This window comes from Lactobacillus intestinalis, from assembly GCF_024397795.1.
GTDB lineage: Bacteria > Bacillota > Bacilli > Lactobacillales > Lactobacillaceae > Lactobacillus > Lactobacillus intestinalis.
In genome coordinates this window covers 1,122,121-1,138,457 of the sequence record NZ_CP072983.1, presented here as the reverse complement: position 1 = coordinate 1,138,457, position 16,337 = coordinate 1,122,121, and the positions used below count along the sequence as shown (strand labels likewise).

Here is a 16,337-nt window from a genome sequence, read left to right as displayed (position 1 = left end):
TGAGCTTTCTCGCTTTGTTTTTACTTTTGATCTAGATAAGCTTCCAGAACTTTTAAAACTCCGCTCTCGTTGTTGCTAGGAGCTTTATACTTTGCTAATTTAATAATTTCAGGATTACCATTCGACATTGCATAACTGTAGCCAGCTAACTCCAGCATTTCCTTATCATTCATTCCATCACCAAAAGCAATTAATTGATTGGGAGTGAGATGGAAATAGCGCAAGAAGTATTTTAATCCTTGGGCTTTGTTAACACCATAGGGCATAACATCAATATCATCAAAACCACTGGTTGTACAATGAATTCGTTCAGTATGTTTTTCGTTAAAACCAGCCTCTAGTTCTTCAGCATATTCTGCAGGACAATTCAAAGTCAACTTAATAATTCTTTCGCTAGCTGGAATTTCGCCGAAATCTTTTACTGCAATGTAGTTTGGATAATAAAAGCGCATTAAACGTTTGAAATCTGTCGGATAAGATTCTTTTAAATAAGCACGATCCTTACCACTGATACAAATGTGAGCTTCCGGAAAATGTTCTTCTACATAATTAATCAAAGCCATCCCTGTAGAATAAGTGAAAAAGTGAGTGGAGATGATATTATTGTCCCGTACTAAAATTGCCCCGTTGTCGGCGATCATATCAATTCGATCTAAAAAATCTGCAAAATCTCGTTGCAATCGAGAAAGTGGACGCCCACTAGAAACAATAAAATGAATATGATGTTCATGAAGCTTAGTCAAAACTTTGTCAAATCTTTCATGATCATAAGTAAGATCGTCATTCATAAAGGTTCCATCCATATCTACTGCAACAGCTTTAAAAGGAATTTTTGTCATTTTTGTCTCCTTATCTTGTATTTTATTTTCTCTAATAAATATTATACCGTAAACGGTTTCAAAATTATGAATAGTAATTTATTTATTTTTTTGTTAAGGTAGAAAAATAATGGTTGAAAGGGAGGAAAAGATGGAAAGTTGGCTATTTTTAGGCTTAATTTTACTAGTAGCACTTGTGGGAAAGAATATGTCGCTGATTATTGCAACTGGCGTCGTAATGCTTTTAAAATTAATTCCTTTTAGTGCAAAATACATGCCTGTTATTCAAGCGAAAGGAATTAATTGGGGTGTCACCGTTATTTCGGTGGCGATCTTAATTCCAATCGCAACTGGACAAATTGGTTTTAACGATTTGTTCAAAACTTTCAAAACTCCAGCCGGATGGATTGCTGTGGCTGCGGGAATTGCCGTAGCAATCTTGTCAAGATATGGAGTAGATCAATTGGCTCAATTTCCGCAAGTGACAGTAGCCTTAGTTTTAGGAACAATCATTGGCGTAGTAGCCTTCAAAGGGATTGCAGCTGGACCAGTCATTGCAAGTGGGATGACATTCGTGATTGTAAGTCTATTTAATTTGCATTTTTAGAGAAAAAAAGAAAGTGTTGTTTCAACACTTTCTTTTAGTTTAATCTTCTTCAGCCTTAAAACCATCAGCTAAGTTAGGTTTTCTTCTCCCGATTAACCATGCAATGATTAAAGCAACCACACCTTCAATAGCAATATAAATTCCACGAGCTGGGATATGTTTTAATCCACCGAGGTAAACACCAAAGATAATTGCAATCACAATGATTGTAATTATTGAAATCCACTGAGGTTTATCAAAAGCAATTCCGTATTCAACTTCACGACGTCTAATAGCTGGTAAAATTGCTCCTAAACCAATTAAAACAATGACGGCAACAATATTAATGATTAATTCATACCACCAAATCCCACTGCCTTCTGGTACGTCTTGAGGGGTAATTCCCATAATTGTTGCAATAGCAGTAACTAAGAGCAAAATTAATCCTACTGTCCATGCGATCTTATCATTTTTAATGAAAACATACTTAGATGGAAACTTCTTAGAGTTCTTTCTAATTCGCATGAATGAGTAGAAGATCCAGCAAGTAACACCTGGTGATACGATACCGTTTAAGTTAAGGAGCCAGTTAAAAATATCATTCATATTTGGTAAGAAAATACCTAAAATCATAATAAATGAAGAAAGAGCCACAGTTAAGATATAGCCATTAATTGGTAAACCATTTTTATCCTTTTTACGAAGGAATCTAGGCATGTAACGGTCTCCAGTATCAGAGATAAGCATTCTAGTCATGGCGTCAAGCAAGACGGCTAACAATGCACAGTTGAAGAATACAGAAGTCCATGCCCAGAAGTAAAGTAAGAAATCACCCCAACCGTATTGATGACCGATCATCTTAAAGGCATAGTAGGCACCGTTCATCTTTAAGTCATTAGGCAGATGATTAGCATTAAAGTAGATTCCAAGTGCAAATGAACCAAAGATAGTTAAGAAAGCAGTCATGACAGCTAAAGCAATCATAGCTTTAGGAAAATCATATTGAGGTTTCTTCATCTTGGTTACATATGGGGCAACCAGTTCGGCCCCATTCATTGCATAAATCAACATGGCGATTGTTGAGAAGTAGTGCCAATCAAATTTAGGGAAAATATCAGTCCATGTAAAATTGGTAGTTGCCATGTGCCCACCCGACTTTGCCAATCCGACAAAAGCCAAAAGGACAAACAAAATCGTCATAATCACCATCAAGCCTCCACCAATGGTTGATAAGAATTCCATTGAATTTGAAAAATGATGTTCCACAATGATAAAGACAATAAATGTAACAAAAGTTAACAAGGCGAATAACGAGTTTGGAATCTTATCTTGAAACTTTTCTGATCCAGTAAGAGCCCAACCAATATCAACGATAATTTCGTTTGCGGAGTCAACTGCGTAAGGAATAGAAGCTGCCCAGTAAGTCCAAGCTGTGAAATATCCTAAAAATTCTCCATCAGTTCCACGAACCCAGGAAGAAAGCCCTCCGCCTTCTTTATTAAAGACTGAACCTAATTGTCCAACCATTAATGAATATGGAATAACGTAAAAGATTACCATTACAATCCAAGAAAAGATAACTGACATTCCTTGGTTTTGGAAGTTGTACATAATGTCATCAAGTCCGATAACTGTACACAAAGCCATTAAAAATAAAGTTTGCCAAGAAATATATTTCTTATCTGGATTTAGAGCGTTTAATTCATCCACTTTTAATTTCTCATCCTTTTCTAGTAGTAATAATTATGTTGCGTACTAGAGATGACCGGGAGACTTATTCTTGAATTTTATATCCATCGAGTCAATTCTTCTCCTTATAGTATTAAGTCCTTATTCATTCTAACGATTATGATACGGTGTGGCTAGGGGTAAAACGCTTACGAAATAAATTTTAAAAAAGGTGGCCCAAACGCTTTACTTATATAAAGTAAGTGTTGTATAATAGTTACGAAAAGTAAGTAGATCTTTGTTTTGAAAGGAATTTAGGTCTTTGTCTTAAATTAGGAGGAATTAGAATGACAAGCCAGATCGTCGCAATCGGAATCATTGTAACTACGTTAATCGCATTAACTTCTCCCAAACAACCTGTAGAAGAAAGGATTAGAAAACACAGATAATATGGCAAAAACATCACAAATTGTAAAAAATCATAGAGAAAATAAATTCTCAACTAGAGAATATACACGTTGTGAACGCTGTGGACGTCCACATTCTGTTTACCGTAAATTTGGTTTATGCAGAGTCTGCATGCGTGAATTAGCACATGATGGCCAATTGCCTGGCGTTAAGAAGGCAAGTTGGTAAAAAAAAGCTCACTTTGAAAGTGGGCTTTTTTATTTTTTTCTAAAATGAAATGAATTTAGACATAATAAGTGAGATGATAGTAAAAAACTAAAAGGGATGTTTGGATGCGAAATTTTAAATTTACAACTAGAGAAAAAGTCTATCTTTTGATTGCATTGCTGGTCTTAATTATGCTCTTTATTTCAAGTTCAATGACTTACCAGCAGCAGGAAATGAAGCCGGGTTTTATCAACACTCATTTACATTTTATTGAAGAAATTGTAGGAAATTGGAATATTTACTATGGTGGTAGATGGCATAATGCGGAGCTTGATGGTGGAACTGCGGGAATGACGCAATTTGTTGTAAGAAAGATGGCTCACTTTGGATCTTACTTTTTAGTAGGGATGTTTGGATTTTTAGGATTAAGAAGAATCTTTAAACTTAAGTGGGTTGCTCCGGTTTTGACTTGGTTCGGTGCAATTGCCTTAGCTGCTTTTGATGAATATCACCAATACTTAACAGGCGATCGTACTCCAAGTGTTCATGATGTAATGTTAGATGCTTCCGGAGCTTTATGCGGAATTGTTTTATGTATTATTGTTATCTTTATTCGAAAAAAATTGCAGAAAAAATAGTTTAAATTCCTGATAACGTTGAATTTTAGTTGTCTGTGAGTTAAGATTATAAACGTTAATATTATAGTAAATAGAAAGAAGGATTCTTATGTCAGGACATTCAAAATGGCACAATATTCAAGGCCGCAAGAATGCGCAAGACGCTAAGAGAGGTAAAATTTTCCAAAAGTTATCTCGTGAAATTTATATGGCTGCAAAGAGTGGTGGTCCTGACCCTTCAGGGAATCCTACCTTGCGTATGGTTATCGATAAGGCACGTTCAAACAACATGCCAAAAGATAACATTCAACGTGCAATCAAGAAGGCTGAAGGTAACTCAGACGAACACTACGATGAAATCACTTATGAAGGTTACGCTCCAGGTGGTGTAGCAGTTTTTGTTGAAGCCTTGACTGATAACAAGAACCGTACTGCTTCAGCTGTTCGTGTTGCATTTACTCGTAATGGTGGTTCACTTGGTGCTACTGGTTCTGTTGCCTACATGTTTGATAGAAAAGGCTACATTGTAATTGATCGTTCAACTACTGATGCTGATGAAGATCAAGTATTGCTTGATGTAATGGATGCTGGTGGCGAGGACTTGCAAACTAGTGATGATGCATTTGAAATTTACACTGATCCAAAGCAATTTGCTCAAGTAAGAGATGCTCTTGAAAAAGCTGGTTACAAGCTTGCAAATGCAGAATTAACTATGATCCCACAAAATACTACTCCAGTTCCTGCTGATAAGAAGGAACAATTTGAACACTTAGTTGACCAATTGGAAGATGACGATGATGTTCAAAATGTCTACACTGCAGCTGCAGATGAAGATTAATAAATAAATTTCGAAATCGCTTAGTGAAAACTAGGCGATTTTTTATATTTAAAAAAGAAAAATCTCCTTTTTTGCGTACTTAATATTGGTGACAAAAAAGGAGGTTTTTTCATGGAGACAAAGCAGAAAGTTGAAGAATTGATTGAAGAGGCAATTCAATTTCAAGCAAGTGATATTTTCTTTTTACCTAAAAGGGATCAAATGATGGTCTGTTTCAGACATTCTAATGCAGTAAAAGAAATTGAAAGTTTCAAAAATGATGAAGCACTAGAAGTAATTAATTTTCTAAAATATGCAGCGCAAATGGATATTTCGGAACATCGTCGACCACAAGTAGGTGCAATGACTTATCGGTATCAAGATCAAGATTACTATTTACGACTTTCAAGTGTGGGTGATTTTACGGATCAAGAATCATTAGTGATTAGAATTATTTATAATCTTGAGACTAGTAGGTATTTTTATCCCGAGCAACTTATTTATCTCAAAAATTTGGCCCAGAGACGTGGCCTTATTATTACGAGTGGGCCAACAGGGTCTGGGAAAACAACCACTATGTATGAACTTGCTAAGGAAGTGGGGGCACAAAAAGTGGTGATGACAATTGAAGATCCCGTGGAAATTCATGAAAAATCTTTTTTACAGTCACAGGTTAATAGTGAGGCAGGAATTAGCTATGAGAGCCTTTTAAAAGCTGCCTTACGTCATCGACCTGATATTTTAATTATTGGGGAAATTAGGGACAATGAGACTGCACGCGTGGCAATTGATGCAGCTTTAAGTGGCCATTTGGTGTTAGCAACTGTCCATGCAAAAAGTACTCTTCAGACAATTTCTAGATTGGAAGGACTCAAAATTAGAAAAGATGAACTTGCAAATTGTCTGACTGCAGTTTCTTATCAAAGGTTGTTGCCGACAAATGAAGGTGTAGCTTGTCTCTTAGATATGGCCAGTGGAGAAGTTCTTCAAAATAGCATTGAAAAAAGTGTGAGAGGAAATTTTATTAACTGGCAAGAAAACCTACAAAATTTATATAAGGGAGGTGAAATTAACGATGAAACTTATCAGTTATACCAAGAAGGATAAACTGAATCGGGAGGAGCAGTTAGAATTTTTAGATTATTTAAAGCATAGTTTAGCTAATGGATTTTCTTTAAATAGCAGTGTGGAACTAATGTCAATCATTTGGCCAAAACGAAAAAAGATGATGGACGACCTTAATCAAGCTATGAAGAGCGGTGCCCATTTTCCGAAAGAATTGATAAAACTGGGCTTTTCTAAGACAACGGTGACTCAAATTAATTTAGCGATGGGGCAGGGAAACTTAGTGGAGTGCTTGGAGCAATTAACTGAACTTAGTCGTCTTAAGAATGAACAGATTAAGAAATTAAAGGCAGAACTATCATATCCTTTTATTTTGGCAATTATGATGGTACTTTTACTAGCTTTTATGCAAACTTTCGTGACAACGCAATTTTCAGATTCCAATGAACATACAGGTGATTTTTTACTGGTGGGTTTGATTTTAATTGCTTTAGGATTTATCTATTACTTTAGTAAGATGCTTAATTTATTAGCTAAGCAAGATTACAAATCTATGAAAAAGCTAAGCGCATATCCACTAATTGGTGCAGTAATTAAGAAGTATGTAAATTATCTGTTAATTTATGATATTGGGTTACTTTTGGCGAGTGGCTTTTCCCTTCAAAAAATGTGTGAATATGCTGCGAAACAGACGAAAGGATCTTTGCAGCAATATTTAGGAGAAAAGGTTGGTAATAAACTTGCTCAGGGGAAGAGCTTAAAAGAAATCATTAAAGAAGAGCCTTTTATTCCGGACACGCTTTTAATTTTGATTCAAACAGGATCAGAAAGAAGTAATTTAAGTAATCGCTTTTTAATATTTGGAAGAAGTTTGTTTAATGATCTAACAGCTAGAATTGAAAAACTAGTAGTAAATGTTCAGCCAATTTGTTTTATTTTAATCGGAATTTGCATAATTGGAATGTATCTAAAATTATTGTTGCCAATGTATGCAATGATGCAAGGAATATAGGAGAAAAAATGAATAAAGTAAAGAAATATTTAGTTAATTTACTCAAAAAATCTAGAACTCAACAAGGTTTTACTTTGATTGAAATGGTAGTAGTGGTAGCGATTATTGTACTTTTAGTCCTGATTATTGCACCAAATTTGATGAAGCAGAAAAAGAATGCAGATACTAAAACTTCTGATGCTTTTAAGAGCACGCTTCAAACCCAAGTAGATCTTTATAAAGATGAAAAGAAACTTGATGGAAAAGTTGACTTTACTACTTTACATAAAGATAAATACTTAACTGATGATCAATTTAAAAAATCTGCTAATTATGATGTAAATGATGATGGTGAAGTAATTGCAAAAAGTAGTCCGGCAAAATAGAGCATTTAGTCTACTTGAAACAATGATCAGTTTGATCATTTCCTGTGCTCTAATCTTTATTGGCAGTCTAAATTTAAAAGAATATCAATCAGAATTGCTACTTCTTAATACCACTCGAGAAGTTAAAGCAGCATTTGAGCAAGCTGCAAGGATTTGTACAATTCAAAATTCGCCAATGAGCATTAGTTATTTTGAAAAGTCGTCTTTGCTCACATTTAAAGGTACTATGAAAAATAACTATGATCGAACTTTGAGAATCAATAAGAAGATAAAGATTCATAATCTTACTAACTTACAAATTTCTAAAAATGGGACTATTTCGCCTAAAATAATTACCGTTTCTGATGGTAATAAATCGCGGAAAATAAAGATTCAAATGACGTGGGGAAGAGCAATCGATGGGTAAGATAAGAGGATTCTTAATTGCTGAAAGTATGACTGGTTTAATGGTTGCAGTTATTGGAGTTTCTATTTTTGCGTTAATAGTGGCTCAAAGTCAAAAAATAGAAACAGCTATGGAAGCGAAAACAGACCAAGCATATGCCTGGCATGTACTGCGAGAACAAAAACTTGATTCAGTTAAGATACATAGTCATATTTATAAACTTAAAGGTAATTATGTATATGATACAACCACAAAGCAAGAATATAAAATCAAGTAAAGGATTTACGATTGCGGAAGTAATTTTTTCAATTTTTATAACGATTTTAGTAATTTGGATTTTGCAAAATTTGTTAGTAAATCTTAAAACTGCTAATAAATCTAACCATCATGCTAATGATGTTGCTTTTGCCTATGTTCAATTTACACGTTTTTTAAAAGATGAGAATACTGAAACTGCCTATGCGTTACCTGATTCATCCAATTCTTATCGAGCTGTAATTGCTAAGATAAAAAGAAAAGATAAGAAAAAGGTGGAGCAACATTACATTTTAGAAAAATATAAAAATATGATTCGAGCTACAACTAGCGACGGAGGACATATGCCACTACTTTTAAATATTGAGAATGCTAGTTTTGTAACTATCGATAAGCAGGTCAAGATTAATATTACGGAAAAAGATGGAAGAAAATCAGAACTCTATTTTAAGTTAGATCCAAAACCAGTTGAATCAGCTAAAACTAGGGGAAAGAATGATAAAAAAGATGCCAAAAAAACTGAAAGCAAGCGCACTTCTAAGTAGTGTATTAGTGCTTGCAACATGTCTCTTATTCATAGCTTTATATCAACAAATTTATCATGATACTATGGAAAATAATATATTGATTATAGATTATTTACTATCGAATTGAATTTCTTGCACCCTTCAATTTCTTTCTATAAAATAATTAGGGTAAATAGAAGAAGGGTTGAAAATGAAGAACATCGAAAAATTTGAACAACTTTTTAATCAATTTTTGCAATGTGTTACTATCTTGCAAGAAGCATTGAATGTTTCATTTGCGGAAGCCTTAACTGAGACTTTTGATAATCTTGAAAATAATAAGATCAAAGTTGAGATGGGTGCTCCTGATGAAGAAACTGTCGCAAAATTAGGCGAAATGTATAAAAAGCTGAACTATGATGAATTACCACGTCAGACTAAAATTCAAGTTTTTTCATACTTAGCTTTAAAAGCAGTAAATGATGATGGTCGAGATGTCAATCAAATGCCTACGCCACCTATTTTGGCAACAATTATTGCTTTAATTATGCAAAAGTTATTGCCAGATAAGGAATTAGATATTTTGGATCCGGCTATTGGTACTGGGAATTTATTATACTCAGTCATTAATCAATTAAAAGATAGAAACCATTCTAAAAATTTATATAGGTTATATGGAATTGATAATGACGAAGATATGCTTAATTTGGCTGATGTTGCAGCCCATTTGAATGATTTAGACATTGAACTTTATTGCCAAGATGCCATTTTGCCTTGGATGGTTCCAAGTCCAGATGCAGTAGTGAGCGACTTACCAATTGGATATTATCCACTTGATGAGAACGTTAAAGATTTTGCTACTAAATCTGATAAAGGGCACTCATTTGCCCATTTGTTGTTTATTGAGCAAATCATCAAGAATTTAAAGCCTGGTGGATTTGGCTTCTTATTAGTACCTAAATCTATTCTTTCTGGAAAAGTAGGTGCTGATTTTATGCCATGGCTGACAAAAAAGGTTTATTTAAAATCTATTATTGAATTACCAGATTCAATGTTCCAAAATAAATTTAATCAAAAATCTATTTTGGTATTCCAAAATCATGGTGGAAGCGCTGTTAGCAGTGAAGTCTTCCTCACAAAGTTGGACTCTTTGAAGAGTGAAGAAGCCCTAGTTAACTTTAATGTTAAGCTAAACGAGTGGTATACTAAAACTATTCATTAGTTTGTGAAATCTTAAAAATAAATATGTGGAGGACTTTGTCATATGAAGAAAGTTTTAGCAATTAATTCAGGTAGTTCATCTTTCAAATATAAATTATTTTCGCTACCTGATGAAGAGGTTTTGGCAGAAGGTCTAGCTGATAGAGTTGGGTTAGATGATTCAACTTTTTCAATTGAATTGGCTAATGGCGATAAGCATGTTGAGGAAGTTGAAATTCCTGATCAAGAAACAGCTGTAAAGTTACTTCTTAAAGCTTTAAAGAAATATAACGTTATTGAGGATTTAAACGAAATTGCTGGTGTTGGTCACCGGATTGTTGCAGGTGGAGAATACTTTAAAGATTCCGCTATTATTACTGAAGATAATTTACAAAAAATCTTTGATTTAAAGGAATATGCACCTCTTCATAATCCAGCAGAAGGAGAAGGTATTAAAGCTTTTATGAAGGTTTTGCCTAATGTTCCTGAAGTTGGAGTATTTGATACTGCATTTCATGAAAGCTTAGATCCAGTACATTATTTATATTCTGCTCCTTATGACTGGTATGAAAAGTATCACGCTCGGAAGTATGGTGCTCACGGAACTTCAGTACGTTATGTTGCCAATAGAACTGCAAAGCTTTTAAATAAAGATTTAAAGGATTTGAAGCTTGTGGTTTGTCACTTGGGTTCTGGTGCTTCAATAACCGCTGTTAAAGACGGAAAGTCTTACGATACTTCAATGGGCTTTACTCCACTTGCAGGGATTACTATGGGAACTAGATCCGGCGATGTTGATCCCTCTCTTCTTCAATTTGTAATGCATAAAAAAGATATCTCAATTGATGAAATGATTGATATTTTAAACCATGATTCTGGATTGCTAGGAATTTCAGGAGTTTCTCCAGATATGCGAGATTTAAAGCATAATCCTGATAAGAGAGCGCAATTAGCTCGTGAGATTTTTATTAATAGAATTATTCGATACGTCGGTGCATACATCACTGAAATCGGTGGTGCTGATGCCATTGTATTTACTGCGGGAATTGGGGAACACGATGCTCGAGTTCGTGCTGCAGTTATGAAAGCATTTGAATTTATGGGTATTGTTCCAGATCTTGAAGCTAATAAGGTTAATGGTGAAAAAACCATTACTAAGCCTGAATCAAAGATTCGCGCAATGATTGTACCAACTAATGAAGAATTAATGATTGAACGTGATGTTGTGAGATTGGCTCATTTAGATTAATTAGCTAATGATTCGCAAGTCAATGAGAATTATGCTATAATAGTGGAGTTCCAAGGGGATGTTTTGGGATTCGACAGGCGTAGATCCGCATTGACTGCAATTCGTAGGTCACGTCTACGTTAAAACGTCACTTTTAAATTTAACTGCAAAAAACAGTAATTCTTACGCAGTAGCTGCTTAATTTAGCGCCTGTGTTGCTTACTGACGGCTTACTCGTGGCTGTCTCTAAGTATCAACTTAGCGAGTTACATTTAACTACCTCACCTGAATAGTTAAAAAGAGTCTTGACAGGTTAGCTAGTTCATTTTAGCCCTGTTATATGGCGTTTTGAGCTAGTGAAGTTCAAGTAATATAACTATGATTGTAGAGGTCAGTGACGGGATGCGTTTGGACAGGGGTTCAATTCCCCTCATCTCCATTTTTATATATTTATTGAGTTTTAGGAATGCTTGAATCGTTGATTTAACGGCATTCCTATTTTTTGTAAATGCTATAAAACGCATTTAATTTAATTTTTGAGGAAAAAATAAAGTGTTAGGTAGCGTGATTGAACCACTGTTTTCAGTGGTTTTTTATTTTTCAAAAATGTATCGCTTTCATTCGTAAATGTTATGGCAAAATCCAAGTTATAAATATTAGACATACTCAAAATCATTACTAAAATAAAAAATATAAGAACTAAAAAATAGAAAAGAGATATTATATGACAAATTACGAAAATGAATACTTTGAAGGTGAAAGAATTTTATATGGCGCTGAAAACGTTAATCTTAATGAAGTAACTTTTGGTCATGGAGAATTGCCTTTAAAAGAAGTGAAGAATATTACTTTAACTAAATCAATTTTTAAATGGAAATATCCTCTTTGGTACGATAAAAATGTTAAAGTTAGAAACACTACTTTTGAAACAATGTCACGAAGTGGAATTTGGTATACCAAAAATATTTCAATCAAAGATTCTGCTTTACAAGCACCTAAACTGTTTCGAAGCGCTAGCGACATTGAATTAGATAGTGTGCATTTTTCAGATGCAGAAGAAACAATGTGGACTTGTAAAAATATTAAGGTTACTAATTCTCAAATTAATGGGGATTATTTTGGTAAGGATAGTGAAAATATTTACTTGGATAATGTAAGCATCATTGGAAATTATGCTTTGGATGGTGCTAAAAATATTGAAGTTCACAATTCTACTTTTGTTTCAAAAGATGCGTTTTGGAATTGTGACAATGTAGTAATTTACGATTCTACCATTGATGGGGAATATTTAGCTTGGAACACAACTAATATCAAGTTTATTAATTGCACTATTGAAAGTGATCAAGGCTTGAGCTATATTGATCATTTGGAAATTAAAAATAGTAAGCTTATTCATTAAAAATACTACTGGGTTGATTGTTTCTGCTGGCACAGTATATCGTGGAAATGGTCATGACTTCTTACGCATCAATTTAGCGTGTCCAGAGGAAATGGTTAAAGATGGGATGCAGCGATTAACTACAGGAATTTCTAAATTTTTGAATAAGTAAAAGAAAAGGGTTTCATTTATCTGTCTAAAAAGTATATACTTTACTATGAGGTGATTTAAATGGAACCAATTTTTTTGACACCATATTTTAGACCAAAAATTTGGGGCGGACGTAAGTTAAATACAATTTTTAATTATAATATTCCTGAAGGAAAAGTTGGAGAGGCTTGGATTATTTCCGGCTATAAAGATGATGCTTCAACAGTGACCGAAGGGCCTTTGAAAGGAAAAACTTTAAGAGAGGTCTATCATGAGCACCCAGAACTTTTTGGCAATCCTAAGTCTAAGGAGTTTCCATTACTAGTTAAGTTTTTGGATGCAAATGATAACTTATCAGTACAAGTACACCCAGATGACGATTATGCACATAAAGTAGAAAATGATTCTGGTAAAACTGAAAGCTGGTATGTATTACAAGCTGATCCGGGTGCTTACTTAATCTATGGACATCATGCAAAAACTCGCGAAGAATTGGCTGATATGATTCAGAAGGGTGAATGGGATAAGCTATTAAGAAAAGTTCCAATTAAAAAAGGCGATTTTTTCTATGTACCAGCTGGAACAATTCATGCTTTAACTAAAGGCAGCTTGGTAATTGAAACTCAACAATCTAGTGATGTTACTTACCGTCTTTATGATTATGATCGTGTAGATAAGAAGACAGGTAAAAAGCGAGAGCTTCATACTCAAAAGTCAATTGATGTTACTACTGTACCTCATGTTGACCCTAAATTAAATGTCCATACTGAAAAGGATCAAGATGCAGAAATTAAAACCTTAGTTGAGCCACCAGTTTCACCGCACTTCTATTTATGGCAAATTGATCTTGATGGAACTTGGAAAACTGGTTTGAAGAATCACCCTTACTTGCTTGTTTCGGTAATATCTGGTTCAGGTAAGCTTGAAGCTGATGGTCAAAGTTGGGATTTGAAGCTTGGAACTAATTTAATTATTCCAAATGAGATGAAGAATTTCACTTTCACTGGTAAAATGAGAATTGTTATGTCTGCTCCTGGTGAAGAATAGACAAATAATTTTCAGAAAAGGAAGTAAAAGTGTGATTTATGTAGCTTGCGGTAGTGTAATGATGGTAATTGGTATTTTGTGGTTAATTTCGCCAGCGAAAAAACCCAATCGAATATACGGTTATTTGTCATACCTTGCACAAGTCAACAAAGATAGTTTTAAATTTGCACAAAAACGAGCAAGCCTGTATCTGTTGTTATTTGGCTTCATTCAGGTATTATTAGGTGTATGTATTCACTTATTGAATTGGGATCGTTATTTCTTGATTTGGCTGCTCACTTTTTATATTTTTATCTTGCTGCCAATTGTTGGGACAGAAAAAAGTTTAAAATCATTTTTGCAAAAAAGAGGAGAACTGCCAAGAGATTATGTTGATCCTGACAAAGTGAAGAAGACAAGAACTAAAGGATTCAGGGATCGATAATGAGTTTAAATATTTTAATGGTTGAAGACGATACTTCTGTTGCTGAAATGATGGGAATGTTTTTTAGGAAAGAAGGTTGGAAGCAAGATATTGCTGTCGACGGGGTCGAAGCCGTCGATAAGTTTAAAAAAAATCCAGCGTCTTATGATTTAATTACGCTGGATTTAAATTTGCCTAAAAAAGATGGAATTCAAGTAGCAAAAGAAGTTAGAGCTATTTCTCCTACCGTGCCAATTATTATGTTAACGGCACGTGGAAGTGAAGAAGATCAAGTTTTAGGATTAGGGGTAGGTGCTGATGACTATGTTACTAAACCTTTTAGTCCGTTAGCTCTTATTGCGAGAATTAAGGCGCTTCACAGACGTGTGATGATGGAAGGTGGTCAGAATCTCCCTCAAACCAAGTCTGAGGTAGATTATGATATTGAAACACAACATTTAAAGATTTCAGTAGATCGAAGAGAAGTGTTGTTTGATGGGAAGCCTGTTGCTAATATTACTCCAAAGGAATTTGACTTATTATTTACGATGGCTCAGAAACCTAAACAGGTCTTTTCTAGAGAGCAACTTTTAGAATTGGTTTGGGGATATGAGTACTATGGGGAAGATCGAACTGTAGATGCTCATATTAAGAAATTGCGTCAAAAATTAGAAAAAGTTGGGCCACAAGTTATTAAAACTGTTTGGGGAGTAGGATATAAATTTGATGATTCTCAGGTAAAAAGTTAAAAATGAAGCTAATTTATCAACATATGTTAGGTTTTTTGCTTATTATCGTAACTACGGTTTCGATTATTGGATATGCTGAAATCGATTATGTTAGTAATCAAGCCTATAATCAAAATTATCAAAGAATGGAAAGCTATGCCGAGACTTTAGGAGAGCTTGCTAGTAGTCAAAGTCAAAACGGCACCGCCGAATTAAGTACTGATTTTTTAAATAAATTACAATTTGTTTTACGTGGGGATGATGTCCATTTTCGAATTTTTAATGCAAAAAATGAACAAATTTATCCTGCAACTAGAAATAGAATCCAGTTGTCTGATAGAGTTCTTTCTACTCTAAAAAGAGGAGAACAAATTAGAATTCGGAATAATAATTTGCAACGTTCGTACATTGGTCGTACCAAGGATGCCTACACTGGAGTTTTGGTTCCATGGATGAATGGGACCAAAATGATTGGTGTAATTTGGATCGGTTCCTTAGTTAAAAATGTTGAAAAGCCGATTTATATGGCTAAAAGAAACTTGCTTAATGCTTTGATGGTAACTATTATAGTCGGATTGATTCTGAGCTTCATTTTGTCTTATTATTCTACTACTAAAATCAAAAGTCTTTCGCGAGCAACTAAAAAAGTAGCGGCTGGTGATTTCAATGTTCAAATTAAAAACAAGGGTAATGATGAAATTGATCAATTAGCTGAAAATTTCAACCGTATGGTAAGAACTTTAAAAAAATCTGATGAAGAGATTAAAGCTCAGGAAAAAAGACGAGATCAGTTTATGGCGGACGCAGCTCATGAAATGAGAACTCCGCTGACAACCATCAATGGAATTCTTGAAGGTTTGCAATACGATGCTATTCCTGAAGATTCTAAACCCAAATCAATTGCTTTAATGCGACATGAAACCACTAGGCTGATTAGATTAGTTAATGAAAATTTAGACTATGAAAAAATTCGGAATAATCAAATTATGCTACTTAAAACTAAATTTGATGCTGTGAAGGTTTTAAAAGATGTTCAAACCCAACTTAGACAAAATGCACAAAAAGCTAACGATGAATTGGTGTTAGATGTTCCTGCGACATTACCTACTTATGCAGATCGAGATAGATTCACTCAAATCATTGTTAATTTGGTCCAGAATGCAATTCAATTTACTCATGATGGACGAATTACCATTTCTGGTAAAAGAATTGATCATGGGACTGAATTTCAAATTAAAGACAATGGTATAGGGATGAATAAAGAACAAACAAAATATATATTTGAACGATTCTTTAAAGCTGATCCTTCAAGAGCGCGTCTAGGAACTGGAGAATCTGGATTGGGGTTAGCTATTGTTTCTTCTCTTGTAAAGCAACATGGAGGAAAAGTGAAGGTAGAGTCAGAAGAAGGTAAAGGTTCTATTTTCACGGTTATTCTATATGACAAAGGCTTTGAACAATTTGTAAATAAAAAAGACGACTAATGTCGTCTTT

18 protein-coding genes, 1 other RNA gene and 2 pseudogenes are annotated in these 16,337 nt (G+C 34.3%); 19 read left to right on the top strand and 2 right to left on the bottom strand.

All coding sequences use genetic code 11. From position 1 onward, the window contains the following. Nucleotides 1-20: 20 nt before the first annotated feature. Nucleotides 21-839, bottom strand: a complete 819-nt coding sequence (locus KBW87_RS05285) for a Cof-type HAD-IIB family hydrolase (protein ID WP_057810826.1) — start codon at nt 837-839, stop codon at nt 21-23. A 130-nt stretch (nt 840-969) separates the two neighbouring features. On the opposite strand from KBW87_RS05285, the gene KBW87_RS05280 reads away from it, so the two are divergent. After that, complete coding sequence (locus KBW87_RS05280; protein WP_057810828.1) at nt 970-1,425, top strand: DUF441 domain-containing protein; 456 nt, start codon at nt 970-972, stop codon at nt 1,423-1,425. 39 nt (nt 1,426-1,464) lie between these two features. On the opposite strand, the gene KBW87_RS05275 is transcribed toward KBW87_RS05280, so the two are convergent. Further along, the gene (locus KBW87_RS05275; RefSeq protein WP_439649530.1) at nt 1,465-3,051 is read right to left on the bottom strand and encodes an APC family permease; all 1,587 of its coding nucleotides are present in this window, start codon (nt 3,049-3,051) and stop codon (nt 1,465-1,467) included. Nucleotides 3,052-3,522: 471 nt separating this feature from the next. On the opposite strand from KBW87_RS05275, the gene KBW87_RS05270 reads away from it, so the two are divergent. From KBW87_RS05270 to KBW87_RS05185, 18 genes and pseudogenes are all read left to right on the top strand, one after another. Continuing rightward, a complete protein-coding gene (locus tag KBW87_RS05270) occupies nt 3,523-3,708 on the top strand; it encodes a type Z 30S ribosomal protein S14 (RefSeq protein ID WP_057810832.1) in 186 nt (61 codons plus the stop codon). Nucleotides 3,709-3,812: 104 nt separating this feature from the next. Further along, nucleotides 3,813-4,325 (top strand): VanZ family protein, encoded by a 513-nt coding sequence (locus tag KBW87_RS05265; RefSeq protein ID WP_057810834.1) that lies wholly within the window; start codon nt 3,813-3,815, stop codon nt 4,323-4,325. A gap of 88 nt (nt 4,326-4,413) precedes the next feature. After that, nucleotides 4,414-5,142: a YebC/PmpR family DNA-binding transcriptional regulator gene (locus tag KBW87_RS05260; protein ID WP_004044881.1), complete on the top strand. Its 729-nt coding sequence runs from the start codon at nt 4,414-4,416 to the stop codon at nt 5,140-5,142. Between the two features lie 111 nt (nt 5,143-5,253). After that, nucleotides 5,254-6,228: a competence type IV pilus ATPase ComGA gene (gene comGA, locus KBW87_RS05255; protein ID WP_057810836.1), complete on the top strand. Its 975-nt coding sequence runs from the start codon at nt 5,254-5,256 to the stop codon at nt 6,226-6,228. Then, complete coding sequence (locus KBW87_RS05250) at nt 6,197-7,198, top strand: type II secretion system F family protein (protein ID WP_057810838.1); 1,002 nt, start codon at nt 6,197-6,199, stop codon at nt 7,196-7,198. The genes comGA and KBW87_RS05250 overlap by 32 nt, the downstream gene beginning before the upstream one ends. Before the next feature lie 8 nt (nt 7,199-7,206). Next, complete coding sequence (locus KBW87_RS05245; RefSeq protein WP_057810839.1) at nt 7,207-7,563, top strand: competence type IV pilus major pilin ComGC; 357 nt, start codon at nt 7,207-7,209, stop codon at nt 7,561-7,563. Continuing rightward, a complete protein-coding gene (locus tag KBW87_RS05240; RefSeq protein ID WP_236695275.1) occupies nt 7,538-7,969 on the top strand; it encodes a pilus assembly FimT family protein in 432 nt (143 codons plus the stop codon). The genes KBW87_RS05245 and KBW87_RS05240 overlap by 26 nt, the downstream gene beginning before the upstream one ends. After that, complete coding sequence (locus tag KBW87_RS05235) at nt 7,962-8,225, top strand: hypothetical protein (RefSeq protein WP_057810841.1); 264 nt, start codon at nt 7,962-7,964, stop codon at nt 8,223-8,225. The genes KBW87_RS05240 and KBW87_RS05235 overlap by 8 nt, the downstream gene beginning before the upstream one ends. Beyond that, nucleotides 8,188-8,748 (top strand): ComGF family competence protein, encoded by a 561-nt coding sequence (locus KBW87_RS05230; protein WP_057810843.1) that lies wholly within the window; start codon nt 8,188-8,190, stop codon nt 8,746-8,748. The genes KBW87_RS05235 and KBW87_RS05230 overlap by 38 nt, the downstream gene beginning before the upstream one ends. 181 nt (nt 8,749-8,929) lie before the next feature. Beyond that, nucleotides 8,930-9,931: a class I SAM-dependent methyltransferase gene (locus KBW87_RS05225; RefSeq protein ID WP_057810939.1), complete on the top strand. Its 1,002-nt coding sequence runs from the start codon at nt 8,930-8,932 to the stop codon at nt 9,929-9,931. A gap of 42 nt (nt 9,932-9,973) precedes the next feature. Continuing rightward, the gene (locus KBW87_RS05220; RefSeq protein WP_057810845.1) at nt 9,974-11,158 is read left to right on the top strand and encodes an acetate/propionate family kinase; all 1,185 of its coding nucleotides are present in this window, start codon (nt 9,974-9,976) and stop codon (nt 11,156-11,158) included. A gap of 54 nt (nt 11,159-11,212) precedes the next feature. Next, nucleotides 11,213-11,579: a transfer-messenger RNA gene (ssrA, locus tag KBW87_RS05215) on the top strand. Between the two features lie 282 nt (nt 11,580-11,861). Then, a pseudogene (locus KBW87_RS05210) lies at nt 11,862-12,533 on the top strand (DUF3737 family protein); the annotation flags it as partial. Then, nucleotides 12,529-12,687: pseudogene (locus KBW87_RS05205) on the top strand (plastocyanin); the annotation flags it as partial. The pseudogenes KBW87_RS05210 and KBW87_RS05205, both read left to right, overlap by 5 nt. Nucleotides 12,688-12,746: 59 nt before the next feature. Then, nucleotides 12,747-13,712, top strand: a complete 966-nt coding sequence (manA, locus tag KBW87_RS05200; protein ID WP_057810849.1) for a mannose-6-phosphate isomerase, class I — start codon at nt 12,747-12,749, stop codon at nt 13,710-13,712. A 31-nt stretch (nt 13,713-13,743) separates the two neighbouring features. Next, a complete protein-coding gene (locus KBW87_RS05195; protein WP_057810851.1) occupies nt 13,744-14,136 on the top strand; it encodes an SdpI family protein in 393 nt (130 codons plus the stop codon). Beyond that, nucleotides 14,136-14,864 carry a response regulator transcription factor gene (locus KBW87_RS05190; protein ID WP_057810853.1) on the top strand — a complete coding sequence of 243 codons (729 nt, stop codon included), beginning with the start codon at nt 14,136-14,138 and terminating at the stop codon, nt 14,862-14,864. The genes KBW87_RS05195 and KBW87_RS05190 overlap by 1 nt, the downstream gene beginning before the upstream one ends. 2 nt (nt 14,865-14,866) lie before the next feature. Continuing rightward, complete coding sequence (locus KBW87_RS05185) at nt 14,867-16,327, top strand: sensor histidine kinase (RefSeq protein WP_057810855.1); 1,461 nt, start codon at nt 14,867-14,869, stop codon at nt 16,325-16,327. Nucleotides 16,328-16,337 lie beyond the last annotated feature (10 nt).